Origin of the sequence: Microbacterium sp. MRS-1 (assembly GCF_000585455.1) — a bacterium.
Classification (GTDB): Bacteria; Actinomycetota; Actinomycetes; order Actinomycetales; family Microbacteriaceae; genus Microbacterium; species Microbacterium laevaniformans.
The window spans coordinates 17,693-42,053 of record NZ_JAUF01000017.1; the positions used below are offsets into that span (position 1 = coordinate 17,693).

25 protein-coding genes are annotated in these 24,361 nt (G+C 71.6%); 18 read left to right on the forward strand and 7 right to left on the reverse strand.

What is annotated here, in order from left to right:
* Nucleotides 1-118 precede the first annotated feature (118 nt).
* The 9 genes from AS96_RS04375 to AS96_RS04420 all read left to right on the forward strand — a co-directional run bounded on the left by AS96_RS04375 (nt 119) and on the right by AS96_RS04420 (nt 8,452).
* Nucleotides 119-583 (forward strand): DUF6153 family protein, encoded by a 465-nt coding sequence (locus tag AS96_RS04375; RefSeq protein WP_005049597.1) that lies wholly within the window; start codon nt 119-121, stop codon nt 581-583.
* A 415-nt stretch (nt 584-998) separates the two neighbouring features.
* Nucleotides 999-1,670 (forward strand): M23 family metallopeptidase, encoded by a 672-nt coding sequence (locus AS96_RS15420; RefSeq protein ID WP_051498745.1) that lies wholly within the window; start codon nt 999-1,001, stop codon nt 1,668-1,670.
* Nucleotides 1,670-2,560: a prolipoprotein diacylglyceryl transferase gene (gene lgt / locus AS96_RS04385; RefSeq protein ID WP_005049593.1), complete on the forward strand. Its 891-nt coding sequence runs from the start codon at nt 1,670-1,672 to the stop codon at nt 2,558-2,560. Before AS96_RS15420 ends, lgt begins: the two co-directional genes overlap by 1 nt.
* Nucleotides 2,538-4,184 carry a cytochrome c biogenesis protein ResB gene (resB, locus tag AS96_RS04390; RefSeq protein ID WP_051498746.1) on the forward strand — a complete coding sequence of 549 codons (1,647 nt, stop codon included), beginning with the start codon at nt 2,538-2,540 and terminating at the stop codon, nt 4,182-4,184. The genes lgt and resB overlap by 23 nt, the downstream gene beginning before the upstream one ends.
* The gene (gene ccsB / locus AS96_RS04395; protein WP_005049590.1) at nt 4,168-5,166 is read left to right on the forward strand and encodes a c-type cytochrome biogenesis protein CcsB; all 999 of its coding nucleotides are present in this window, start codon (nt 4,168-4,170) and stop codon (nt 5,164-5,166) included. Before resB ends, ccsB begins: the two co-directional genes overlap by 17 nt.
* A gap of 27 nt (nt 5,167-5,193) precedes the next feature.
* Nucleotides 5,194-5,469: a hypothetical protein gene (locus AS96_RS04400; RefSeq protein ID WP_005049588.1), complete on the forward strand. Its 276-nt coding sequence runs from the start codon at nt 5,194-5,196 to the stop codon at nt 5,467-5,469.
* Between the two features lie 19 nt (nt 5,470-5,488).
* Nucleotides 5,489-6,118: a TlpA family protein disulfide reductase gene (locus AS96_RS04405; RefSeq protein ID WP_036286053.1), complete on the forward strand. Its 630-nt coding sequence runs from the start codon at nt 5,489-5,491 to the stop codon at nt 6,116-6,118.
* Nucleotides 6,118-6,846 (forward strand): cytochrome c biogenesis CcdA family protein, encoded by a 729-nt coding sequence (locus AS96_RS04410; RefSeq protein ID WP_005049586.1) that lies wholly within the window; start codon nt 6,118-6,120, stop codon nt 6,844-6,846. Before AS96_RS04405 ends, AS96_RS04410 begins: the two co-directional genes overlap by 1 nt.
* A 1,012-nt stretch (nt 6,847-7,858) precedes the next feature.
* Complete coding sequence (locus tag AS96_RS04420) at nt 7,859-8,452, forward strand: hypothetical protein (protein WP_155947521.1); 594 nt, start codon at nt 7,859-7,861, stop codon at nt 8,450-8,452.
* A gap of 179 nt (nt 8,453-8,631) precedes the next feature.
* Here the strand turns inward: AS96_RS04420 and AS96_RS04425 are convergent, their stop codons facing one another.
* Entirely contained in the window at nt 8,632-10,548 is a 1,917-nt protein-coding gene (locus AS96_RS04425) for a DUF4396 domain-containing protein (protein WP_036286059.1), read from the reverse strand.
* 92 nt (nt 10,549-10,640) lie between these two features.
* Here AS96_RS04425 and AS96_RS15615 point away from each other — a divergent pair, with 92 nt between their 5' ends.
* The 4 genes from AS96_RS15615 (at nt 10,641) to lnt (ending at nt 14,314) form a co-directional block, all read left to right on the forward strand.
* Complete coding sequence (locus AS96_RS15615; RefSeq protein ID WP_036286061.1) at nt 10,641-10,820, forward strand: hypothetical protein; 180 nt, start codon at nt 10,641-10,643, stop codon at nt 10,818-10,820.
* 155 nt (nt 10,821-10,975) lie between these two features.
* Nucleotides 10,976-11,422: a hypothetical protein gene (locus tag AS96_RS04435; RefSeq protein WP_036286063.1), complete on the forward strand. Its 447-nt coding sequence runs from the start codon at nt 10,976-10,978 to the stop codon at nt 11,420-11,422.
* A 268-nt stretch (nt 11,423-11,690) separates the two neighbouring features.
* Nucleotides 11,691-12,710: a flavin-containing monooxygenase gene (locus AS96_RS04440; protein WP_036286065.1), complete on the forward strand. Its 1,020-nt coding sequence runs from the start codon at nt 11,691-11,693 to the stop codon at nt 12,708-12,710.
* Nucleotides 12,707-14,314: an apolipoprotein N-acyltransferase gene (lnt, locus tag AS96_RS04445; protein WP_155947522.1), complete on the forward strand. Its 1,608-nt coding sequence runs from the start codon at nt 12,707-12,709 to the stop codon at nt 14,312-14,314. The genes AS96_RS04440 and lnt overlap by 4 nt, the downstream gene beginning before the upstream one ends.
* A 28-nt stretch (nt 14,315-14,342) precedes the next feature.
* Here the strand turns inward: lnt and AS96_RS04450 are convergent, their stop codons facing one another.
* The 6 genes from AS96_RS04450 to AS96_RS04475 are packed head-to-tail and all read right to left on the reverse strand — an operon-like array spanning nt 14,343 to nt 19,109.
* Nucleotides 14,343-15,182 carry an alpha/beta fold hydrolase gene (locus tag AS96_RS04450; RefSeq protein ID WP_036286069.1) on the reverse strand — a complete coding sequence of 280 codons (840 nt, stop codon included), beginning with the start codon at nt 15,180-15,182 and terminating at the stop codon, nt 14,343-14,345.
* Between the two features lie 8 nt (nt 15,183-15,190).
* The gene (locus AS96_RS04455) at nt 15,191-15,808 is read right to left on the reverse strand and encodes a hypothetical protein (RefSeq protein WP_036286071.1); all 618 of its coding nucleotides are present in this window, start codon (nt 15,806-15,808) and stop codon (nt 15,191-15,193) included.
* A gap of 30 nt (nt 15,809-15,838) precedes the next feature.
* Nucleotides 15,839-16,117 (reverse strand): YHS domain-containing protein, encoded by a 279-nt coding sequence (locus tag AS96_RS04460; protein ID WP_005049577.1) that lies wholly within the window; start codon nt 16,115-16,117, stop codon nt 15,839-15,841.
* 25 nt (nt 16,118-16,142) lie between these two features.
* A complete protein-coding gene (locus AS96_RS04465) occupies nt 16,143-18,422 on the reverse strand; it encodes a heavy metal translocating P-type ATPase (RefSeq protein ID WP_036286073.1) in 2,280 nt (759 codons plus the stop codon).
* Nucleotides 18,419-18,778, reverse strand: a complete 360-nt coding sequence (locus AS96_RS04470; RefSeq protein ID WP_051498747.1) for a heavy-metal-associated domain-containing protein — start codon at nt 18,776-18,778, stop codon at nt 18,419-18,421. Before AS96_RS04470 ends, AS96_RS04465 begins: the two co-directional genes overlap by 4 nt.
* A 46-nt stretch (nt 18,779-18,824) precedes the next feature.
* Complete coding sequence (locus tag AS96_RS04475; RefSeq protein ID WP_036286075.1) at nt 18,825-19,109, reverse strand: metal-sensitive transcriptional regulator; 285 nt, start codon at nt 19,107-19,109, stop codon at nt 18,825-18,827.
* Between the two features lie 60 nt (nt 19,110-19,169).
* Between AS96_RS04475 and AS96_RS04480 the strand changes: the two genes are divergently transcribed.
* From AS96_RS04480 to AS96_RS04500, 5 genes are read left to right on the forward strand one after another with little or no spacing between them, the layout of a single operon-like run.
* Nucleotides 19,170-19,757 carry an AAA family ATPase gene (locus AS96_RS04480; protein WP_036286077.1) on the forward strand — a complete coding sequence of 196 codons (588 nt, stop codon included), beginning with the start codon at nt 19,170-19,172 and terminating at the stop codon, nt 19,755-19,757.
* On the forward strand, nt 19,757-21,412 hold the full coding sequence (locus AS96_RS04485; protein WP_036286080.1) for an ABC1 kinase family protein: 1,656 nt from the start codon (nt 19,757-19,759) through the stop codon (nt 21,410-21,412). Before AS96_RS04480 ends, AS96_RS04485 begins: the two co-directional genes overlap by 1 nt.
* Nucleotides 21,413-21,451: 39 nt before the next feature.
* Nucleotides 21,452-21,994, forward strand: coding sequence for a type II glyceraldehyde-3-phosphate dehydrogenase (locus AS96_RS04490; protein WP_081767967.1), 543 nt, complete (start codon nt 21,452-21,454; stop codon nt 21,992-21,994).
* A 26-nt stretch (nt 21,995-22,020) separates the two neighbouring features.
* On the forward strand, nt 22,021-22,380 hold the full coding sequence (cmtR, locus tag AS96_RS04495) for a Cd(II)/Pb(II)-sensing metalloregulatory transcriptional regulator CmtR (protein WP_036286083.1): 360 nt from the start codon (nt 22,021-22,023) through the stop codon (nt 22,378-22,380).
* Nucleotides 22,377-24,290, forward strand: coding sequence for a heavy metal translocating P-type ATPase (locus AS96_RS04500; RefSeq protein ID WP_174524677.1), 1,914 nt, complete (start codon nt 22,377-22,379; stop codon nt 24,288-24,290). The genes cmtR and AS96_RS04500 overlap by 4 nt, the downstream gene beginning before the upstream one ends.
* Nucleotides 24,291-24,361: the final 71 nt, after the last annotated feature.

A 24,361-nucleotide genomic window follows, 5' to 3' on the forward strand; every position in this document is an offset into this window, starting at 1 on the left:
CCTCCGCGACACGGTCAGAACACCACGCACGGGAGCGCGTGCCCCCTACCACTCAGCATATACCCATCCGGGGTATCCAGGATGGGTATCGCTTCGGGGATGGCTACCCGCCCGGGGTATGCTGGGCGTGATCGAGGAAGGGGCGTCGACGGTGAACCAGGTGGTGGCGCGACGGCGGGCACTCGGGTCCCGGCGTGCCCTGTGGTTCTACCTGGCCGCGGTGACCGCGATCATCGCGGGGCTGCTTGCGATGCATTCGCTGAGTCTGGAAGAGGACCAGGCGGGCACTGTCGTGTCCGCCTCCGCAGTCGTTGCGGCCCCCGATGCCGCCGCTGATGTCCTGGTCAGCGGGGTGGTGACGCCCTCGTGCGATGAGACGGTCTGCGGGACGTCTCATGCTTTCGCTGCCGTGACGTGTCTGCTCGCGTTGCTGACCCTGCTCATCCTGGTGCTCCCGGCCCGGGACGGGTGGATGTCGCTGCTGGCGTGGCTGCGATCCCTCCCCGGCAGGTCGAGCTCGTTCACGTCCGGGTCGCCTCTTCTGCGGCCCTCCCTGATCGTTTTGTCGATCAGCCGCACCTGATCAACACGCCGCACGCGCCCGCCCTCTGAGCCACCGCTGGCGTGACCGTGTGATGTCGCCCGACGGCCACGATGTGCGCCCCGTAGGTAAGCGCGCCGCGCCTGCGGCAGCACCGCGTGTGACCCGAGCCAGGATTCTCGCCGCGGAAGCGGCACACTCCCGGCCGCGATTCCCGGTTGGACCGTGTGACGGCGGTGGCGACCGTGCGCACCTTCATCGTCCCCCTCATCCAGGAAAGACTTGTATGCCCGAACCCGCCCCCTCCACCCCGACTCCCGGTACCGGAACGCGCCGTGCGGCGAGAGCCGCCCTGTCTTCCCCACCCGTCCAGACGCGACGCGATCGACGCCGTCGGCCCACCCGTGCCGCCCGGACACCTCGACACACGCCTCGCAGCACGCTCACCCACCGTCGGATGCTCGTCGGCGCGGTGATGCTCCCGGTCGCGTCGATCGCCGGACTGCCGTTGCTGATCCCGTTGACGCCGGAGCCGGCATTCGCCGTCGAGGCGACCCGCACCCCGGTGCGCGCCCAGTCGTTCACCACCCCCGACACCGTCACCGGGACGGTGACCGCTCGAGGGGAATACACGGTGGCGGTGACCGCCCCTGCCGGGACCGAGTCGTACGCGCACACCGCGGACACATTCACCAACGACCCGGCATCGGCGGTGCAGTGGCCGTTCACCGTGGGAGTGCCGATCAGCAGCACGTTCGGGTACCGCACCCCGCCATGCCCGTCCTGCTCAAATTTCCATGCCGGACTGGACATGACCCCCGGGATCGGCACCCCGATCCAGGCGATCGCCGACGGGGTGGTCACCACCGCGACGGAGCAGGGCGGCGCGTACGGGGTGTACGTGGTGATCCGGCACGAGATCGACGGGCAGGTCGTGGAAAGCGCGTACGCGCACATGCGGGAAGGGTCCCTCGCCCTGACCCCGGGACAGACCGTGCGGGTGGGGCAGATGGTCGGCCGGGTCGGGGACAGTGGACGCAGCTTCGGCGCACACCTGCACTTCGAGATCCGCACCGGAGGCGAAGCGGTGGACCCGCTGGCGTGGCTTCCGGCGAGGGTGAGGCCCTGATGGACGCACTCCTCATTGTGGCTCCGGCGCTGATCCCGAGCCCGGGGATCAGCTTCGTTCAGGTCGGTCCGTTCCAGATCCGGTTCTACGCGCTGGCGATCCTGGCCGGGATCGTGCTGGCGGTGCTGATCACCGGCCGTCGGCTGCGGGCGGTCGGGCACCCGGCCGGGGTCGTGGTGGATGTGGCGATGTGGGCGGTGCCGTTCGGGATCCTCGGCGCCCGGATCTACCATGTGCTCACCCATCCCGGCGACTACTTCTTCCCTGGCGCGGACCTGTGGCGGGTGCTCTACATCTGGGAAGGCGGGATCGCAATCTTCGGTGCGATCCTGGGCGGGCTGGTCGGGATTGTGATCGGCACCCGTCGCGCCGGGATCCCGGTGCTGCTGTTCCTGGACGCGCTCGCGCCGGGGATGCTGGTCGCCCAGGCGGTGGGACGGCTGGGGAACTACTTCAACCAGGAGCTGTTCGGCCCGCCCACCACCTTACCGTGGGGGCTGCAGATCGACCCCTCAGCCCCCGCGATCCCGCCGGGGACCCCGGCGGGGACCCTGTTTCATCCGCTGTTCCTGTACGAGCTGCTGTGGAACCTGGCCGGTGCCGCCGTGATCGTGCTGCTCGAGCAGCACCGCCGCCGGCACGGCCGGATCACGCTGGGCGCCGGGCGGAGTCTGGGCGTGTACCTGCTGTGGTACGGGGCGGGGCGGGCGGTGCTGGAGTCCATCCGGCTGGATCCCACCGAGCTGCTCGCCGGCGGGCTGAAAGCGAACGTGCTCACCGCCCTGGTGGCCGCCGTACTGGGGGTCGGGCTGCTCGCCCACGCCTCCTGGCGCGCCCGCCGCCGCGCACCCGTCCGGGGGAGGGGGGATGCGCGTGTCGATCCGCAGTGAGCAGGCCCCGCAGCTGCCCGCCGATCACGTCGACCGGCCGGTGGAGGAGCCCACGAATCCGCGCCTGAGCGTTTCGGGGTGGGCGCGCTGGGCGTGGCGGCAGCTGACCAGCATGCGCACCGCCCTGGTGTTGTTGCTGCTGCTCGCGGTGGCCGCGATCCCCGGGTCGTTGATCCCGCAACGCTCCTCCGACCCGAACGGGGTGATCCAGTTCGACAAGACCAACCCGGGCTGGATGTGGGCGGTGGACCTGCTGCAGCTGCACGACGTGTTCGGGTCGGTGTGGTTCTCCGCGATCTACCTGCTGTTGTTCGCGTCGCTGATCGGCTGCGTCATCCCCCGCATCCGCCACCACCTGACCGCGCTGCTCGCCCCGCCCCCGGCCACCCCCCGCAACCTGTCCCGCCTGCCCGCCCACACCCGCCGCGTCCTCCCCGACACGCCCCCCGGTGCGGTCTTGGACGCGGCCGAGAAGGCGCTGCGCCGGCAGCGGTACCGCACCCGCCGGGTCCGCGGCGACGACGGACGGGACTCGGTCGCAGCCGAGCGCGGCTACCTGCGGGAGACCGGGAACCTGCTGTTCCACGTGGCGCTGCTGGCGGTGCTGGTCGTGGTCGGCGTCGGCGGCGGGTTCCGGTTCACCGGGCAGCGGGTGCTGGTGGAGGGGCAGACGTTCGCGTCCACCCGGATCGCGTACGACTCGTTCACCGCCGGCCGGTTCATCACTGACACGCAGATCCCGACGTTCTCCCTCACCCTGGACCGGTTCCGCGTCGACTACGTCCTGGACAACGTCAACGCGCTCGGCATGCCGAAGACGTTCGACGCGCAGGTCACGACCACCACTGGCGGCACCCGGCAGGCCTCCAGCATCCGGGTCAACGAGCCGCTGCCGGTGGCCGGCACCGACATCTATCTGCTCGGCAACGGGTACGCCCCCACCCTCACCGTCCGAAACCCGGCCGGGAAGATCGTGTTCCGTGACACGGTCCCGTTCCTGCCGCAGGACGCGAATTTGACCAGCTTGGGCATCGTGAAGGTTCCCGACGGGCTGGCCGAGCAGGTCGGCCTGGTCGGGATGCTGTACCCCACCCGCGCGACCACCGCCTCTGGGGCGTTCGCGTCCAGCTACCCGGACCTGCTGGACCCGGTCGTCACCTTCAACGTGTACGTCGGCGACCTGGGCCTGAACACCGGGGTCCCGGTGTCGGTGTACGCACTGGACACCAGCACCCTCACCCAGATCGCCGGGCGGGGCACCCCCACCCCCGCCCTGCAGTTGGTCCCCGGCACCCCGGTTCCGCTGCCGGACGAGCTGGGCACGATCGAGCTCGGCCCGATCCCCCGGTTCGCGTCGCTGGAGATCGCCGCCGACCCCACCCAAACCCCCACTCTGATCGCCGCGGTCGTCGCGATGGCCGGGTTGGCCCTGTCCCTGTTCGTGCCCCGCCGCCGCCTTTGGGTCCGCGCAACCACCGGCCGGGACGGCGGCACGGTGCTTGAGGTCGCCGGGCTCGCCCGCGGCGACGACCCCCGCCTGCAACCCACCGTCGACACCCTCGCCACCCGCCTCTCCCCTTCCCCCGCACCCCTTCGAGGAGGCTCTGATGACCCCGTTCCTTGACGCCCTGTCCCTGCTGCTGGTGTACTCGGCGATCGCGATCTACGCCGCCGCATTCGTCGCCTACACCCTTCACCTCGCCCGCCGCGCCAGCACCCCTGCCGTCCCGGTCACCGTCCGGGTGCCAGTCACCGCCGGCGCCACCAGCACCACCGACCCGGACCTGGCAGGCACACCCACCGCCCCCGCCCCCGACACCGCACCCGGTGCCGCCGCTGCCCCGGGGGGCGGACGGGGGGCGGGGAAGGCGGCGCGGGTCGGGTTCGTGTTGACCGTGCTGGGCTGGGTGTTCCATCTTGCCGGGGTGGTGCTGCGCGGGGTCGCCGCGGACCGGGTGCCGTGGGCGAACATGTTCGAGTTCTCCCTCACCGGCACCGCCCTGATCATCGCCACCTTCCTGGCCGTGTCGCTGCGGGTGCGGTTGGCGTACCTGGGCAGCGCCGTGCTCGGGCTGACCGTGCTGCTGCTCGGCGTCGCGACGGTCAGCTTCTACGTCCCCGTCGTCCCCCTGATGCCCGCCCTGCAGTCCGGGTGGCTGGTCATCCACGTGCTGGTCGCGCTGCTGGCGACCGCGTTCTTCGGGCTCGCGTTCCTCGTCTCCCTCACCTACCTGCTCACCACCCGCCGCCGCGGCCTCCCCTCCCGGCTCACCCGGCTGCGGGACAGTCTGCCCGGGCCGGAGGATCTGGACCGACTCGCATACCGGCTGACGATCGTCGGGTTCATCCTGTGGACCTTCACCCTGATCGCCGGGGCGATCTGGGCCGGCCGCGCCTGGGGCAGGTTCTGGGGGTGGGACGTGAAAGAGGTGTGGACGTTCATCATCTGGGTGCTCTACGCCGGATACCTGCACGCCACCGCCACCCGCGGCTGGGCCGGCACCCGCGCCGCCTGGCTGTGCATCGTCGGCTTCGCCGCCGTGCTGTTCAACTTCGGCGTCGTCAACGTCTTCTTCACCGGGCTGCACTCCTACTCCGGACTGTGACCCGCCCCCTGCGAAAGGACCCCGCTCATGACCCGCACCACCCCCCGACCCGCCCCAGCTGAGGACCCACAACGCGCCTGGCGGCGACACCGACTGCTCGTCCGGGTCGGCCAGGCCCTGATGGCCGCCGGCGCGATCGTCGCGATCATCCACTGGCTCGCGCACCTGGAAGTGTTCGGCCCCGGCCAGCCCTCCGGCTGGCTCGACCTGGTCGCCGGGTACCCGACCGGGGCGCTGCTGCTGATCACCGGCGCCATCCTCGCCGGCCGCCGCCGCCCCACCAGCAAGAGCACGAACACCTGACCGACCGGAGTGATCCCGCATGCGCACCCCCACCGCCCTGACACGCCCACCCCGCCGCACGGTCACCGCCGCCGCGGTCGCCGTGTTCGGCGTGCTCGTCCTGCTCCTGGCCGGGTGCACCGCCCAGACGCCCGGCCTGTTGTCCTCCTCCCCGTCCCCGGGGTATCTGTCCGCGGACGAGACCGTGCGGGAGATCCCCGCCGACCAGCGCGACGACCCGGTCACCTTCACCGGCACCACCGACACCGGGGAGCAGGCGGATTCCACCGCGTGGGCGGGTTCGGTCGTTGTGGTGAACTTCTGGTACGCCGCCTGCCCGCCCTGCCGTGCCGAAGCGCCCGACCTGGAAGCCCTCGCCCAGACCTACCAGCCCGACGGTGTCGTGTTCATCGGCGTCAACGTGCGCGACAGCGCCGACACCGCCGCCGCGTTCGAGAACCAGTTCGGCATCACCTACCCGTCGATCCTGGACGCCACCACCGGCACGGTGCAAGCCGCGTTCGCCGGGAAAGCCGCCCCCGGCGCCGTGCCCACCACAATCGTCCTGGACCGCACCGGCCGGATGGCCGCCCGCATCATCGGGCAACTGCCTACCCGCACCACCCTCGCCGCCCTCATCGACACCGTCCTCGCCGAGACGAGCCCCTGATGGGGGAGATCATCACCGCCGGCAGCATCTGGGCCGCCCTCCCCCTCGCCCTCCTCGCCGGGCTGGTGTCCTTCGCCTCCCCCTGCGTGCTCCCCCTCGTGCCCGGCTACCTCGGCTACCTCACCGGCACCACCACCACCGCGGGGGTCTCCCGGTGGCGGGCGCTGGCCGGGACCGGACTGTTCACCCTCGGCTTCTCCGTCCTGTTCATCGGCTACGGGGCCGCGTTCGGCGCCCTGGGGGCCTGGCTCATCCGCTGGCAAGATCTCCTCACCCGCATCCTCGGGATCGTGGTCCTGCTGATGGGGCTCGTGTTCCTCGGCGTGTTCCGGCTCTTCCAACGCACCGCGAAACCCGCCATCCACCCACCCAGCGGGCTGGCCGGAGCTCCCCTGCTCGGCATCGCGTTCGGGCTCGGCTGGACCCCGTGCCTGGGCCCCACCCTCGCCGCGATCTCCGCCCTCAGCCTCACCACCGGCAACCCCGCCCGCGGCGCCCTCCTCGCCGTCACCTACTGCCTGGGCCTGGGGTTGCCCTTCATCGCCGCCGCCGCCGGCCTGAACTGGGCCACCGGAAGCATCACGTTCCTGCGCCGCCACATCCGCACCATCAACATCACCGGCGGGGTCCTCATGATCGCCACCGGCATCGCGATGATCAGCGGAGCCTGGACACTCCTCACCTCCAGCATCCAGAACCTCATCGGAGCCACCGTGCTCCCCCTCTAACACACCTCTAACACCCCGCTGCCGCCGGGAGCGGGGCCATGGCGTTAGCCGCCAGGGCCGGACCGGCTCCCTGCCGCATCACAGAAAGGACAGACCATGCGACCACACGGCAGCCGTGACCGCGCCCCCATCCCGTCCGAGCCGGACCCGGCCCGCGGTTCCCCGGCGCTGGGGGCAGGGGGCGTCTGGGTCGCCGCAGCGGCCGCGGCCGCCGGGGTTGGGTCGGCGTATTGGGACGACTCCTGGCACACCACCCTCGGCCGGGACAGCACCTTCATCCCTCCGCACCTGCTGCTGTATGCGTCGATCCTCACCGTCGGGGTCGTGATCGCCGGCTGGGGGTGGCGGCGGCTGGCCGCGACACGATCCGTGGCCGCCGTGTTCCGCACTCCCGGGTTCGCCCTCGCGGTCGCTGCGGCGGTCGCGACCGCGGCGGCCGCGCCCGCCGACGCGTTCTGGCACACCGCGTTCGGGCGTGACGCGGTGCTCTGGTCGCCCCCGCACCTGCTGTCGGTGATCGGCACCCTGTGCGTGCTGATCGGCCTGCTCACCGGCACCGACCGGCACGTGCCCGCCCCGCCGCGGATCGCCCTGGCCGCAGGCGTGCTGGGGGCGGCGCTGATCATCGTGATGGAATACGACACCGACGTGCCCCAGTTCACCGAGACCCTGTACCTGCCGCTGCTGCTGGCGACCACGCTCGGCGCGGCATGGGTGATCACCACCCTGGTCCCCGGCCGCACCCGCCTTGTCCTCGTCGTCGCCGTGTACCTGGTGTTCCGGGTGGTGCTGTGGGTGCTGCTCACCAGCGCGGGGTGGCTCGCCCCCGACCTGCCGGTCGCGGTGGCCGGGCCCTTCCTGCTGGCCCTGCCCGTCCCCCTGTGGCGGTGGCCGGTGGCCGCCCTCGCCGTGACCACCCTGCAACTGCTGGCCTCCGGGACCGGGATCAGCAGCCCCACCCACCCCCGTCGCCTGGTCCGCCGTCGGCACCACCACGGTGATCATCGTCAGCATGATCGCCCTCACCGTGCGGCCGGGGACTCGACTCCGATCCGGGGCCGCGGCCGCGGCCCTCACCCTTCTGCTGGTCGCCCTCGCCCCGCCCCCACCCGCGCAGGCGCACGACCCCGGCCAGGGCACCGCCTACGGCACCGCACAGATGACCGTCACCGGCGACGGCACCGGGCAGCTGACCGTCACCATCACCGGCATCCGCCTCACCGACGACACCGACCTCACCCCGACCCGGTTGGTCGCCCGCCGCGCCGGAGAGGACCTCACCGCGCCGCTGCGCGCGCAACCCGGCACCCCGCCTCCCGGCACCTTCACCGGGGAACTGGCGCTGCCGTCACCGGGGCTGTGGTTCGTGTACGCCCAGTTCGCCACCGGCGAACGCACCCTCGAGGTGTGGGTGCCGGTCGGTCAGCAACTCACCGGCCCGCAGAGCCAGCGGCGCAACCTCTACCAGCCCGTCACCGCCGCCACCCCGCCACCGGGGCAGATCCTCCTCGGCGCCGTGCTCCTCGCCGTCTCGGCGGCGCTCACGGTCGCCGCGGCCGTCACCGTCGCCCGCCGCCGACGCGTCCTCCCTCCCTCCACCGCCTGACCACGGCGAGGTCACCGCGCCCCGTTGCGGGCGGGCGGGCGATCTCGGCCCCCGGCAACCGAAACGGTCGGGCACGATGAGCTGGGCACCCCTGGCATCGGCCTGCTGTGCTGCCGGAGGGCGCGGACGTGACTCGACGCGGCAACGGCGATGACGGTGGGCTTCTTCGGCCCGTGGGGTTATTCGGTGACGTTGATGATCATGGTCAGGCCGCCGGCGCCGTCGGTTTCGACGTTGTTGTTGGTGGTGTGGTGGTTGATGTGGCAGTGGATGAGCCACTGGCCGGGCTCGAGCGCGTTCCAGAGCACGTCGTAGCGTTGTCCCGGCCCGACGTTGATCGTGTCGGCCTGGAACTGCTGCGCCGTGGTGAGGGCCGCCCCGTCGCGGGCGACGACGGTGAACGGGCCGCCGTGGATGTGCATCGGGTGGATGTCGTTGGTGTTCGAGCCGATGAAGCGCACCCGGAGGGTCTCGCCCACCTTCATGTCGATGGTCTCGGTGGCCGGGTACGCCTTCCCGTTGATGGTGAAGTAGTTCGGCATGCCCCCTTCCATCGGCATCGCCGGATAGGTCAGTCCCTCCCGGGATAGCCACTCCTGCAGCTGGATCGTGTACTCGTGATCGGCGGGCGGCTGCAGGCCGGGGTCGGAGGGTTCAATGATCAGCGCCCCGTACAGGCCGAGGGCCTGTTGCCGGTCGGCGTGATCGTGGGAGTGGTAGAAGAACGTGCCCCACTGCTTCACCGTGTACTCGTACCGGTAGGTGTCGCCGGGCTGGATGGGATCCTGGGTGATCCCGGCGGGCCCGTCCATCTCGTTGGGCACGTCCAGGCCGTGCCAGTGCACGGTCGTGGACTCGTCGAGCTCGTTGGTGACGTCGATGCGGATCCGGTCGCCCTGCGTGACCTGCAGCCGAGGCCCCGGGATCTGCCCGTTGTACGCGTACGCGTCGACGGTGACGCCGGGGAGGATCTCCCAGCGGATCTGCGACACGGTCAGCTCGAAAACCTTCACCCCGTCCTCGATGCGGGCAGGTTCCAGCACCTCATCACCGCGGGTGTCCACGTCGTACGCGGCGGTCGCGGCCCGCGGGTCGACGGCAGCCATGTCCCGCATCGCCTCGGCGGGGGTGTCACGGGTCATGATCATCCCGGGCGGCATGATCAGCCCACCGACGTCGTGCGCGCTAAGAGTCATGTTGACGGCGTTCGCGGGGGCGACCATCCCGACTACGAGCGCGATCGCGGAGAACGCGCCGACCACGGTCAGCTGCGGCACGGTCACCCGGCCGGCGCCGGAAGGCTGGTGTGCCTCATGCCCCGGCCCCGGCGACGTCGCGCCGCCCGCCGCCTGGTCGTGGCCGGCGTGCGCCTCCGGCGGCTGCGGGTTGTGCTGCGCGTGCGCGTCGTGCTCCTGGGGGTGGGTGGCGGGCTGGGGGCGGACGGTCATCAGGCCGTGTTTAAGGCCCTTCTTCACCATCCACACGTTCACGGGGTAGGCGAGCACGAACCCGACGGCGATCCCGAAGCTCATCACTGCCCAGAACAGCAGCTCGGTGGGCAGCATGGCCCGCATGTCGCGGCCCATCATCAGCAGCGACATCACCGGCGCCATGCCCGCCATCATCAGGTTCATGCTGATGAACTCGGGCAGGAACGAGCGGCGCACGTTCTGCCAGTAGCTGCCGCCCATCATGTTCTTCATGAACAGGGCCTGGAACACGAACAACCCGAACGCGAACCCGGCGGCGTACTCGATGATCAGATCCAGCCACATGGGCAGGCCCAGCGACGCGACGACGACGGCGGCGACGATGATGCCGGTGGCATCGCCCGCGACGCAGTGAATGGTCGAGCCGATGCCCTGCTTCCACAGCGGCCGGGTGAACTCCTCATGCTCTCCCGGCCGTGGCTCCTTGTCCGCGAGCACATACAGCAGCGCCCCGATCGGCCCCAGGTAGAGGGTGACCAGGATGAAGCCCCACTTCATCACCGCCGGCTCCGGGTTGTGACGGAACTGGTCCACCCCGACCCAGATCGTGCTGATCGCGACCAGCACGAACCAGGCGACCAGGAAATAGTCGATCGGTTGAATCATCCTCGCCCGCCTCTCCCTCGCACACGACTCCCCCACACCTTATACCCCCTATGGGTATTCTTTTCAATCGGCGGCGCCTCGGGTGCCGACGGGTGCACGTGCCCGGTGGGGCGAACCTGACGCAGCCGAGACGATCGCGGCGGAGTTCAGCGACCCGTGCCGTCCTCAACGGCGCCGCCGAAGAAGTCCGCACCGGCAGACTCGACCCCGACGGCGTCACGGCGATCCTGCTGCCCGCCTTCACCGACACCACGGCACCCCGAGGGCACTGATCCTTCCGCTCAGGAGACGGACGTCGTTCGCGCCGATAATCGAGAACGACGTGCCGGTGGACGCGATGTGGCTGCTCTGTCGGCGAAGGCGTGGAGGGCCTGCGGCCGGGCGGGATCCGGGAGACGCAAAGGTCGGATTGGTACAGTGAGGGACTATGCCCCGCGACCCCCGATCCCGGCCCGACCGGGTCATCGCGGCGGGGTGGTGGTCGGGGCGGCTGCTGACCATCCTGGGCCTGGCACTTGTGCTCATCATCGGCGGCTGGACCACCTCCCACACCACGGCTGACGCGCACGCCGACACCAGTGCGGGCTCCCCCGTCGCGACCGGCTCTACCCCAGACTCGGGGGCACCGGTGGAGGGCCGGACGGCGTCGTCCTCTGCGGGGGTGTCCGTCGATGCGTCCGGGGCGTGGGGGTGCCTGATCGGGGTGGTGTGCACGCTGCTGGTACTGGCGGCCGTGACGGCTTCCCGGCTCCAGGGCCGGCTGCGGATACTGCGGGTATCCCGTCCGGTGCGCGCGCCGCTGCTGGTGCCGGTGCCCGTGTCGCGGCGTCCGGCCGCGCCCTCACTGCTGCTGTTGTCGATTTCCCGAACCTGAGATCCGGCATGCCGCCCACCCATGGGCGGCGTCTTCCCGCCCGCCCGTGTGCGGGCGCTGTGTGATGCCGATTTCTAGGTTTGGAGAATGTCTTGACGACCCGTATCACGGCGGCCCCCGTCGCCGGTCCGGTGCCGACGGCTGCGGCCGGTCACCGCCGCCCACCCGGCCCCGCTCGGCCCCGTCCGGCCCCGTCCCGCCGCGGCGCCGGCGCGATCATCCTCCGTCCGTTCCCGCCCCGGCCCTCTTGTGCGGGGAGGGGGTGGTGATGCGGTCGGGGTTGACGCATCGGCGGGCGATCATCGTCGGGGCCGGGCAGGCCGGGCTCGCGGTGGCCGCCGCGCTGATCGGGTTGGGGTTCCGGCCGCAGCAGGAGTTCGTGGTCGTCGACGCCGCCACGGACCGGCAACGCAGTTGGGCGTCCCGGTGGCATTCGATGCGGCTGCTGTCCGACGCCCGCCACAGCACGCTTCCGCTCCGGCCGCTGCCGCTGGACCCGCACGAGCATCCCCGGGCCGATGAGATCGCGAACTACCTGGACCAGGTGCAGCACACCCTGGGGGTGGACCCGTTCTGGGGGTTGCGTGTGGTCGGGGTGGAACGCCGCGATCACGGGTCGGTGCTGCAGCTGCAGACCGCGGAGGGCGACGTGCAGACCCGCAACGTGGTGTGCGCGACCGGCGCCGCCACCCACCCCCGCATCCCCGCGTGGGCGTCAGAGCTGCGGGTGCCCGGGGTGGTGCTGCACAGCGCCCACTACCAGTTCCCCCGGCAGGTGCCCACCGGGCGGGTGCTGATCGTCGGCGGCGGCGACAGCGGGGTGCAGCTGGCGCGAGAGCTGTCCGCCTCCCACGAGATCACCCTCGCGGTCCGCACCCGACTGCCGCACCGACCCGCCCGTACCTTCCCCGTCCACGCCCGGGCAGGCTCGTCCTGGCTGGGCCGCCCACCCGCCGTGCAGCCGGTGTTCGGCGACAGCTACCATGCGCTGCGTCACGCGGGTGTGGCGGTCGCCCCGGCGGTGACCGGCGCGGACGGCGGGCAGGTCACGTTCGCCGATGGCAGCACCCTCGCCCCGGACTCGGTGATCCTCGCCACCGGGTACGACCCCGGCGACGACTGGCTCCCCGCCGAGGCGACCGCAGCCCGGTCCCGCCCGGCGATGACCGGGCTGCCGGGCTTGTTCGTCGCCGGGATCCCCGCCCACAGCCGCCCCGGAGCGGACACCCTCGCCGGGGTGTCCCGGGACGCCGCCGTGATCGCCCGGACCATCGCGGACCGGCCATGACCGCCACCCCGACGCCCCTCCAGGACCCGCACGGACACCCCCAACCCACCCCGCCGAACCGCCGCGCCCGGGCGGTGATGCCGTTGGCGGTGGCGTTGCCGGTCGCGGCGGCCGCGGCGGTGCTGATGGATCTCGCCTACCCGGATGTGGGATTCTGGCCGGCCGCGTTCGCCGCAACCGGGCTGCTGCTTCTCGCCCTGATCGGCCGGAGCGTGTGGGGGGCGGTGGCGGTCGGGGCGGTGTTCGGGTTGCTGTTCTTCGGGCTGCTGGTGTCCTGGACGACCCGGTATCTCGGGCCGGTGCCGTGGGCGGCACTGACCGTGGTGGAAGGGACCCTGACCGCGGTCGGGATCATCCCGCTGGCACTCGCCTACCGGTGGGTGCCGCGCGCCGCCCCCGGCCCGGTCGGACGCCTGCTCCTGCTGCCGGGCCTGGTGGCCGCGTTGTGGACGGGCCGGGAGGTGCTGCTGGGCGCCTGGCCGTACGGTGGGCTGCCGTGGGCGCGGCTCGGGATCACCCAAGCCGACAGCCCCCTCGTGCAGACGGTGTCCTGGGTCGGGGTGAGCGGGCTCACCTTCCTGATGGTCTTCACCGTCGCCGCCGCGATCGAAACGATCCGGACCGGCCTGTGGCGTCGCCCGTTCCCCGCCGCCGTACCCGCCGTCACCGCCCTGATGCTGGTTTTGGTCCCGGCGTTTCCCACGACACCGGCCGGGACGATGCGGGTCGGGGCGGTGCAAGGCAACGGCCCGTCCGGGTACTTCGACCAGCGCACCGTGGGGGCGATCGCCCGGGCGCAGGGGGACGCGACCGGCCCGGTGCTCGACGCGGATGTGGATGTGGTGGTGTGGCCGGAAGGGCTGGATGCTGACCCGTTCCAGACCCCGTGGCTGGCGGAGTATCTCACCGGCATCAGCACCCGGGCAGGGGCCCCGCTGCTGGCGAACGCGGCCACCACGTCGGGTGGCAACATCTACAACACGTCGTTCCTGTGGGACCCGGCCACCGCCGGTGCCACACCACGACGGGAGCAGGTGCAGACGCACGCGAAACGCCACCCGGTGCCGTTCGGCGAGTACGTGCCCGACCGGGCGTTCTACACCCTGCTCGCTCCCGACCTGGTCGGGCTGCTGCAACGCGACTACGCGCACGGCACGGACGTGCCGCTGGTCACCGTCGGCGGCGTGCCGGTGGGGTTGGCGATCTGCTTCGACGTGATCTACGACGAGGTCATCGCCGAGAGCGTCACCGCCGGTGCGGAGCTGCTGGTGTTCCAGACCAACAATGCCGACTTCCGCGGCACGGACGAGAACCTGCAGCAGCTCGCGGTCGCCCGGATCCGCGCGGTGGAGACCGGCCGCACTGTGGTGAACGTCTCCACCGTCGGCACCAGCCAGATCATCCGCCCCGACGGCAGCACCCTCACCGGTCTGCCCGCCGGACAGGCCGGGGCGATGATCGCCGACACCGACCTGCGCGCCGGGCTCACCCCCGCCGTCCTCATCGGGCAAGGCGTTTCCACTGTCACCCTGTGGGGTGGGCTGGGTGGTCTCGCCCTCACCGGTGCGATCGCCCGGCGGCGACGCCCCCCTGCCGTGGCCTGACCATGCATGCCCGCCAGACAACCCGGGGCTATCCGACGGGCGGGAGGACGAGGCGGCGGATCTCCGCAGCGATCAGGTCCGATTCTGTGGCGGGGATGTAGTGGCCGGAGCGGGCAGCGACCACGTGCCGGCCCTGCCGGGACTGTGCGGCCCGATACCGCCCGGCGGCGGTCGCGGCATCCCGGACCCGTCGCGGCATCCCGTCCGCGAGACTGCCGGAGATGACGGTGACCGGGACATCGGGCAGCACCGGCGGGTCGCCGCGCCAGGCGTGCAGCTCGGTGAGGAACGTGCGCGCCTGCCGACCCTGGGTGACCACCACCGCGGGCCGGCACGCCTCCCGGTGAAGATCCGCCCGCACATCCTCGGGCATCCCCTCCCCGAGGAACCGGAAGAACCGCTCCAGCAACCCCACCCGTGCCAGCACCCACTCCACGGCGATCACGATCTTCTCCCCGACCCGGAACGGCACACCGAACTGCTGGGTCGCTGCCTCGTCGGTCGGATCCACCAGCACCATCGGGCCGCCCGCGGAATGCCCCACCTGCACGAACCCGCTGCTCGGCTCGAGGCCGTCCAGCAGATCGTTCAGGTCGTCGGCCATCCGGTCCAGGGTGTGCCCTGCACTATCCGGGACGGACCGACCCAGCCCTGCCCGGTCATACACCACGGCCCGCGTGAACGCGGCGACCCGGGTCTGCACCGACGCCCAGGTGGAGCGGGTCGCCGCCGATCCCGCCTCGAACACCACCGTCGGCACCCCGGGGGCCCCGGCGGGACCCGGCAGCACCATCGCATAAAGGGCGCGCCCGCCACGGGTGCGCACCCACACCGGCTCCCCCTGCGTGTGCACACGCTCCCCCGCCATGACCCGCCCTACCGGTCCGTGCCCTGGCGGGAGGCGCCGGTCGCGGCGCGGTGGGCCTTCTCCCGCAGGGCCAGCAGGGCGAGGGTGTCGTCCTTGATCTGGGTGCGGCCGAGGATGCCCCAGTGCGCGCTCAGGTGGTCTTCGAGGTAGCGCAGCACCCGGGCGAACGGGACGGTGTGCCACGGCGCCCCCGCCCCGGGCGGGGAGGTGGGGTTGCCGAACACGACCGTGCGGATCGTGTGCCCTTCCGGCGCCACCGTCCGTCCCGTTTCCAGCAGTTCGGCGACCAGCCGGGCGGCATCGGTCGGGGCGCAGCACCCGAACCGGGTGAACGCGGCTTCCAGCACGGCCGGGTCCCGCATCGCCGGGTTGGGGTGCGGGCGGCCTTCCTTGACCTCGCCGAGGATCATGTCCGCTCCGCCCCCGGCGCCCAGGGCCGGGTCCAGCGGTGCGTCGACGGTCCCGGACGCTCCCGGTGCGCGGTGCAGCCGTACGGCGAGGATGTCCAGGTCGGTGATGGTGCGGGGACCGCCGGGACCGGTGGCGTCCAGCACGGGGTATTCGGCGACGGTGAAGTAGCCGTTGACCCGCAGGTACGCCTGCACCAGCCCGACCGCCGTGTCCACCCTCTATCTCCGACCGGGTTATCTGGCCGGTCAGGCGGCGTGCGCGTAGCGGGCCGGGTCGGCGTCGAACAGCGGCCCGCACTCGGCGCAGCAGAACCAGTACCGGCTGCCCTGGTAGTCGCGGAACAGGCCGCGCTGCTCGGCCCAGGCCGGGTCGACCTGGTTGCCGGGCATCACCGGACAGGTCACCAGGTTCGTCGCCCCCGCCGGCGGCTCGTGATGGTGATGCTCGTGCGCACCATGCTCGTGTCCTCCATGGTCGTGCCCGTGCGTGTGGTCGTGCCCGGAGTGGTCGTGGTCGTGGGACATGGTGTGTCTCCTTCTCGAGCGATGGTTAGGCCTGGACGGGCGCGGGCTCTCGGGTGGCGGGGGCGCCGGCACGGGTTGGGGTGGGCAGGGGGTGAAAGCGGCGCAGTCGGAGGCTGTTGGTGACGACGAACACGCTGCTGAACGCCATCGCAGCTCCCGCGAGGATGGGGTTGAGCAGGGCGAGCATCGCGACCGGGAGGGCGGCGACGTTGTAGGCGAACGCCCAGAACAGGTTCCCCTTGATCGTGCCCAGGGTGCGGCGGGCCAGCCGGATCGCGTCCGGGACCAGCACGAGGTCGCCGGAGACGATGGTCAGGTCCGCGGCGGTGATGGCCGCGTCGGTGCCGGTGCCCATCGCGATCCCGAGGTCGGCGGCGGCGAGGGCTGCGGCGTCGTTGACGCCGTCGCCGACCATCGCGACCACCCGGCCCGCGGCCTGCAGGTCGCGGATGGTGTCGAGCTTGCCCTGCGGGGTGACCCCGGCGCGGACGTCCTCGATCCCGGCCTGGTTGGCGATCGCGCGGGCGGCGCCGGGGTTGTCTCCGGTGAGCAGGATCGGGGTCAACCCGAGCTCTCGGAGCCGTGCGACCGCCTCACGGCTGGTGGGTTTGATGGTGTCGGCGACGCTGATCGCCCCGCGCACCTGCCCGTCCCACGCCACCACCGTGACCGTCGCCCCCGCCGCCTCGTCCGCCGCGATGGTCGCGGCGAGCTCGGCGGGGATGGGGAGCGCCCATTGGGTGGTGATCCAGGAGGCGCGGCCGGCGGCGACCAGGCGGCCGTCGACGATGCCCTGCACGCCTTGACCGGCCTCGGCGGCGAATGACTCCACGGCATCCGTCGGGCCGTCGGCTGCGGCGGTGATGGCGCGGCCGATGGGGTGCTCGGAGCCGTGCTCGAGCGCCGCGGCGAACCGGATCAGCTCCGCCTCATCGGTGCCGGGAGCGGGGTGGATGCCGGTGACGGTCATGGTGCCGGCGGTGATGGTGCCGGTCTTGTCCAGCACGACGGTGTCGATGCGGCGGGTCTGCTCGAGCACCTGGGGTCCGCGGATGAGGATGCCCAGCTGCGCGCCTCGCCCGGTGCCGACCAGCAGAGCGGTCGGCGTCGCCAGCCCCAGCGCGCACGGGCAGGCGATGATCAGGGTGGTCACCGCGGCGGTGAAGGCGACCTCCAAGGGCGCCCCCGCGATCAGCCACCCGGCGAACGCGGCCAGGGCGAGGACGATGACGATGGGGACGAAGACGGCCGACACCCGGTCGGCGAGGCGCTGCACCTGGGCCTTGCCGGTCTGCGCCTCCTCGACCAGCCGCGCCATCCGGGCCAGCTCGGTGTCGGCGCCGACGCGGGTGATCTGCACGAGCAGGCGCCCGCCGGTGTTCACAGTCGCGCCGACCACGCGGGAGCCGGGGGCGACTTCGACCGGCACGGACTCGCCGGTCAGCATCGACTCGTCCACCGCGGACATTCCCTCGGTGACGAGGCCGTCGGCGGGGATCTTCTCACCCGGCCGCACCACCACGACATCACCCGGAACGAGCTGTGCGACGGGGACGCGCTGCTCAGTGCCTTCGCGGAGGATCACTGCGTCCTTGGCGCCGAGCTCCAGCAGGGCGCGCAGGGCCTCGCCGGACTGCCGCTTGGCACGAACCTCGAGGTAGCGGCCGAGGAGGATGAACACGGTCACCAGCGCGGCGACCTCCAGGTACACCTCGTGGCCACCGGCCTGCGGGGTGCCGACGAAGGTGACGCTCATCCGCATTCCCGGCATCCCCGCACCGCCGAAGAACAGCGCGTACAGCGACCAGCCGAACGCGGCCAGCACCCCGACGCTGATCAGAGTGTCCATCGTCGCCGCCCCGTGCCGGGCATTGATCGCCGCGGCGCGGTGGAACGGCCACGCCCCCCACACCACCACCGGCGCGGCCAGGGTGAGCGTGAGCCACTGCCAGTAGGTGAACTGCAGGGCGGGGATCATCGACAGCACCGCGACCGGCACCGCCAGCACCGCCGAGACGATCAGCCGCTGCCGCAGCGACGCCAGCTCATCGTCCCGCGGGATGGTCTGCTCAGCCGTGTCGGGCACAGGCGGGGCTGGGAGGCTCGCTCCGTACCCCGCCTGCTCGACCGCCGCGATCAGCTCCTCCACCGGCACCGGGGCCTCCGAGTGCACGCGGGCCTTCTCGGTGGCGAAGTTGACCGTCGCCTCCACCCCGGGCAGCTTGTTCAGCTTCCGCTCGACCCGCGTCGCGCACGACGCGCAGGTCATCCCGGTGATGTCGAGATCGACGTCCAGCGTGCTCATGAGGCTGCGGCGAGGCTGTACCCGGCCTCCTCCACCGCCGCCCGCACCCGCTCCGCATCCACCGGCGTCGCGCTGGACACCGTCACCGTGGACACGCCACCGGCGTGCAGATCGACCGCGACGTCGGAGACACCGTCGATCGCGGAGACCTCCTCGGTGACGCTACGCACGCAGTGCGCGCAGGTCATCCCCTCCACCAGGAACTGCGCCGACACGGTCTCACCCGCCGCCGTCTGCTGCGCCGGCGCGCCGGTGTCGGTGGCTGCCGTGGCGTGGGAGGTGGGGCTGCAACAGGCGCAGCCACCGCCGGTGCTGGTCGCCTGCAGGCCGAGGTCCTGGAATCCCTGTCCGGTCATGATGTGCTCCCTTCAAGAGCGTTGAACGATGTGAGTGGGGACGACGTTAGGAGCGCACGAGGCGCGCGATCGCGGCGTTCGCCTCGCGGAGCTTCTCCTCCGCGAGCGGGCCGCCTTCGGCGGTCGCCTGCGCGACGCAATGCGCGAGGTGGTCTTCCAGCAGCGACAGCGCGACGGACTCCAGCGCCTTCGTCGCCGCCGACACCTGGGTCAGCACGTCGATGCAGTACACGTCCTCGTCGATCATCCGCGCGATCCCGCGCACCTGACCCTCCGCGCGGCTCAGCCGCGCCAGCAGCGCCGACTTGTTGTCCACATACCCGTGTGCCATCTCGCACCTCCACCCACAATCTACCATACCCTGTAGGGGTACAGGGTGTAGGGTGAGGTCATGACCGGCATCCAGGAGCCGCGGCCCGCACAGACCACCCGTTGGCACGTCGTGACGGGCGGTCCCAGCTCGGGCAAGACCACCACGGTCAACCTGCTGCGGGGCCGCGGGTACACGACCACAATCGAGCACGCCCGCCACTACATCGACCTGCAACGGATCACCGGGCGCAGCACCGCGGAGGTGCGGGCACGGCAGAGCGAGTTCCAGCGCGCCGTCGTCGACATGCAGATCGAGCAGGAACGCTCCCTCGACCCGCAACAGACCGTGTTCCTGGACCGTGCTCTGCCGGACTCGCTCGCCTACTACCGCTTCCTCGGCCTCGCCCCCGGCACCGCCCTGCTGGGCGCGCTGGCCGGCGCCCGGTACGCGACGGTGTTCCTGCTTGACCTGCTCCCGCTGGCGTCCGACTACGCGCGCACCGAGGACCCCGCCGCGCAGCGGCGCATCCACGACCTGCTCGGGCTGGTGTACCAGGAGCTGGGCTTTCCCGTCGTCACCGTCCCCGCACTCGCCCCCGACGCGCGCGTCGACTTCATCCTCGAACGAGCATCGGCCGGCACTCCAGCCGAGAGGGGCGTGAGCTGATGGGCGCGGGGAGTAGCCGGTACCGGCAGATCGGGGCCGTGCTGCGCCGGCACGGACTCGGCGTCCTGGCCGGCGTGCTGGGCCTGGGCGGCTTGGTGCCGTTCCACCGCGGCGCCCTCGGACACGCCCGGCAGGAGGACCCCTACACGAACCCCGAGCATGTGCGGGTCGCGTTGGAGGAGCTCGGGCCGACGTTCGTGAAACTGGGCCAGATCCTCTCCACCCGGCACGATCTGCTCCCCGCGGCATGGGTCGCCGAGTTCGCCAAACTGCAGGACGACGTCGCCGCGGCACCGTGGGAGGGCATTCGGGACGTGCTCCGTGAAGAGCTCGGCGCCGACCCAGAGCACGTGTTCGCCCAGTTCGACCCGGTGCCGCTGGCGGCGGCGTCCATCGGGCAGGCGTACGCGGCAACTCTTCACGACGGCACCGAGGTCGTCGTGAAGGTGCGCCGGCCCGGCGTGGTCGCGCAGGTGCATGAAGACCTGGACATTCTCCGCAACCTCGCCGACCGCGCCGACCGGCGCTGGGATGCCATCCGGCAGTACGACCTGCCCGGGCTGGTGGAGGAGTTCTCCCGCACGCTGCGTGCCGAGCTGGACTACCTGCAGGAGGCCCGCAACGCCGAACGGTTCGCGCAGGAGTTCGCCCACGCGGCGCGGGTGCGGATTCCCCGCGTGCACGGGGAGACCACGACCTCGCGCGTGCTGACCCTGGAGCGGATGAGCGGGGTGCGGATCGACGACCTGGAGGGCCTGGACGCCGCCGGCATCGACCGGGTCGCACTCGCGCGGCTGGGTGCCGACATCGTGCTCACGATGGTGTTCGACAACCGGTTCTTCCATGCCGACCCCCATCCCGGGAACATGTTCGTGCAGCCCGACGGCGCGCTCGCGCTGATCGACTTCGGGATGGTCGGGGAGCTCACCGAACAGACCACGGACGGCCTCGCCGGCATCGTGCTCGCCTTCACCCGCGACGACCCGGACACCCTCACCACCGCCCTGATAGAACTCTCCCGGACCGCCGACGTCGTCGACCGGGCAGGGCTGCGGCAGGCGATCACCGCGTTCACGGCCCGCTACCGGGGCCGTTCGCTGTCGGAGATCAGCCTCGCAATCATGCTCCAGCAGCTGCTCGGCATCCTGCAGCAGCACCAGCTGCACCTTCCGCAGGAGACGGCGCTGCTGTTCAAAGTGCTGATGATGGCCGAAGGGACCGCGGCGCGGCTGGATCCGGACTTCCAGATGCTCGACGCCCTGCAGCCCTACGCTGAGCAGCTCACCCGCGCCCAGCTGTCCCTGCCGGCTCTGGCCCGGCGATGGGCGCGCGCGGGAGCCGACACCGGGGCACTGCTCACCGAGCTGCCCGCCACCCTGAGCCGGCTCCGGCATCTCCTCGAAGACGGCGGGTTCGAGGTGCACCTGCGCGCGACGGAGCTGGAACCTCTCGTCGGGCGCGCCGAACGCGTCGGCAACCGTGTCGTCGCGGGAATGATCGCCGCCGCGCTGATCAGCGGGATCGGCACCCTCGTCGGCGGGAACACGAAATGGCGCTCCCGGGAAGGCGTCCTGATCGGCGCCGGGACCGGCACGATCGGCGCCCTCGGCAGCTATCTGCTGTGGACGCTGCGGCGCCGCCGACCCCGCCCCTGACCCGCGCACGGCTCAAGAACACCACGAAAGGAGACGAAGATGGACAGGATCAGAGTCGGCGTCAACGGGTACGGAGTGATCGGCAAGAGGGTCGCCGACGCCGTCCACGCCCAACCCGACATGCACCTGGTGGGCGTCGCGGACATCGTCACCGACTGGCGAATACAATCCGCCGTCCCGCGGCTGCCCGTATTCGCCGCCACCCCCGACGCGCACAGCGGCATGGTGGACACCGGCATCCGCCCCGAGGGAACCCTCGACGATCTCCTCGCGCAGAGCGACGTGATCGTCGATACGACCCCCAAGCACGTCGCCGCCGGAAACCTGCCCCGCTACCAGGCGGCGGGAGTAAAGGTGATCGTGCAGGGCGGGGAAGCGCACTCGACCACCGGGCACTCCTTCGTCGCCCAGGCCAACTACGCCACCGCGCTCGGCCGGGACCTGACCCGGGTGGTGTCCTGCAACACCACCAGCATCGTCCGCGTCCTCGGCGCGCTCGAAAACGCCGGGCTGCTGCTGCGCGCCCGCGGGGTTACTGGTAGGGCCGAATGTCGCAGGGTGCACTATTCATCCTGGGATTAGTTCAGTCAACACTGTATGATCAGTGCATGCTGACCATTGCTCCACGTCTCGACGTCATGAACCGGCTCGGCCGGGCCATGGCGGACCCGACGCGCTCCCGGATACTGATGACCCTGCTCGACGGCCCCAGCTACCCGGCGGTGCTCTCGCGTGAGCTGGAGCTGACCCGCTCGAACGTCTCGAACCACCTGACCTGCCTGCGCAACTGCGGCATCGTGGTCGCCGAGCCGGAAGGGCGGCAGACGCGCTACGAGATCGCGGACCCGCACCTCGCGGCGGCGCTGACCGCGCTGGTGGACGTGACGCTCGCGGTGGACGAGCACGCGCCCTGCATGGACGCTTCGTGCACGGTGCCGGGCTGCTGCGGGACGGGAGCGGGCGCGTGAGCGCGGCGTGCGGCTGCGAGCACGACGAGCCTGAGACCGCAGTCGGCGAAGAGGCCGAGGAGGCGGAGCGCCCCTGGTGGCGGGACCGCGGGATCATGGTCCCGGTCTTCTCCGGTGTGGCGTTCCTCACCGGTCTGGCGCTGGAGTGGTCCGGGATGGAGATCCCTGCGCTGGTGCTGTTCTGGATCGGCCTGCTGCTGGGCGCGTCGACGTTCACGCCGGGCGCGATCCGGAACCTCTTCAAGGGCAAGCTCGGCATCGGGCTGCTGATGACCATCAGCGCGGTCGGCGCGGTGATCCTCGGCTACGTCGAGGAGGCCGCAGCGCTGGCATTCCTGTACTCGATCGCCGAGGCGCTGGAGGACAAGGCGATGGACCGTGCCCGCGGCGGGCTGCGGGCACTGCTCAAGCTCGTCCCGGAGACCGCCACCATCCGCCGCGACGGCGTCTCGGTCGAGGTCGCCGCGAAGGATCTGGCTGTCGGGCAGCTGATGTTGGTGCGGCCGGGTGAGCGGATCGCGACCGACGGCGTCGTCCGCACGGGACGTTCCAGCCTGGACACGTCCGCGATCACCGGGGAGTCGATCCCGGTCGAGGTCGAACCCGGCGATGCCGTCTCCGCCGGCGCAATCAACACCGCCGGGGCACTGGAGGTCGAAACGACCGCGGCAGGCACCGACAACTCACTGACCACGATCGTCGACCTCGTGGAGAAGGCTCAGGCGGAGAAGGGCGACCGCGCCCGCCTCGCCGACCGCATCGCCCGCCCTCTCGTCCCGGGCGTGCTGATCCTCGCCGCCCTGGTCGCGATCATCGGCTCGCTGCTCGGCGACCCGGAGCTGTGGATCACCCGCGCCCTGGTCGTGCTGGTCGCGGCATCGCCCTGCGCACTGGCGATCTCCGTGCCGCTGACCGTGGTCGCGGCGATCGGCTCGGCGAGCAAGTTCGGCGTGATCATCAAGTCCGGTGCCGCGTTCGAGCGGTTCGGCGTGATCCGCCACGTCGCCGTCGACAAGACCGGCACCCTCACCCGCAACGAGCCCGCCGTCACCGCCGTCCTCACCGTGGACGGTGTGAGCGAGGCGGAGGCGCTGGCGTGGGCGGCCGCTCTGGAGCAGCACAGCACCCACCCCCTCGCCGCCGCGATCACCGCCGCAGCGCCGGATGCCCCTGCGGCGGAGGGCGTGACCGAGCAGGCCGGGCACGGCATCGAGGGCGAGCTCGCCGGCGCGCGGATCACCGTCGGCAGCCCGCGCTGGCTCGACGCCGGGACCCTCGGCGACCGGGTCGCGGGGCTGGAGGAGCAGGGCATGACAGTCGTGATCGTCCACCGCGGCGGCGTCCCGGTCGCCGCGATCGGCGTCCGCGACGAGCTGCGCCCCGAGGTCCCTGAAGTGGTCCGCACCCTCGCGACCCAGGGCATCGGGGTGACCATGCTCACCGGCGACAACGCCCGCACCGCCCGCGCCCTCGCTGCGCATGCAGGGATCGATGACGTCCGCGCCGAGCTGCGCCCCGAAGACAAGGCCGCCGCGATCGCAGAGCTCGGTGCGAAGGGGCCGGTCGCGATGATCGGCGACGGCATCAACGACGCCCCTGCGCTGGCCGCCGCGGACATCGGGATCGCGATGGGCGCGACGGGCTCCGACGCCGCGATCGAGTCGGCCGACGTGGCCTTCACCGGTCACGATCTGCGGCTTCTCCCGCGCGCGTTCGCCCATGCCCGTCGGGGGCGGCACATCATCAACCAGAACATCATCCTGTCGCTGCTGATCATCACCGCCCTGCTCCCGCTCGCCCTCTTTGGCGTCCTGGGGCTTGCGGCGGTGGTGCTGGTGCACGAGATCGCCGAGGTGATCGTGATCCTCAACGGCCTGCGCGCCGCGTCGACGCGGAAGGCAAGCACGTGACCGCGCAGGACGTCGCCGCCGCGTGACGGCTTGATCCGGGACCATGCGGATGACCTTTAGATTTCACATCA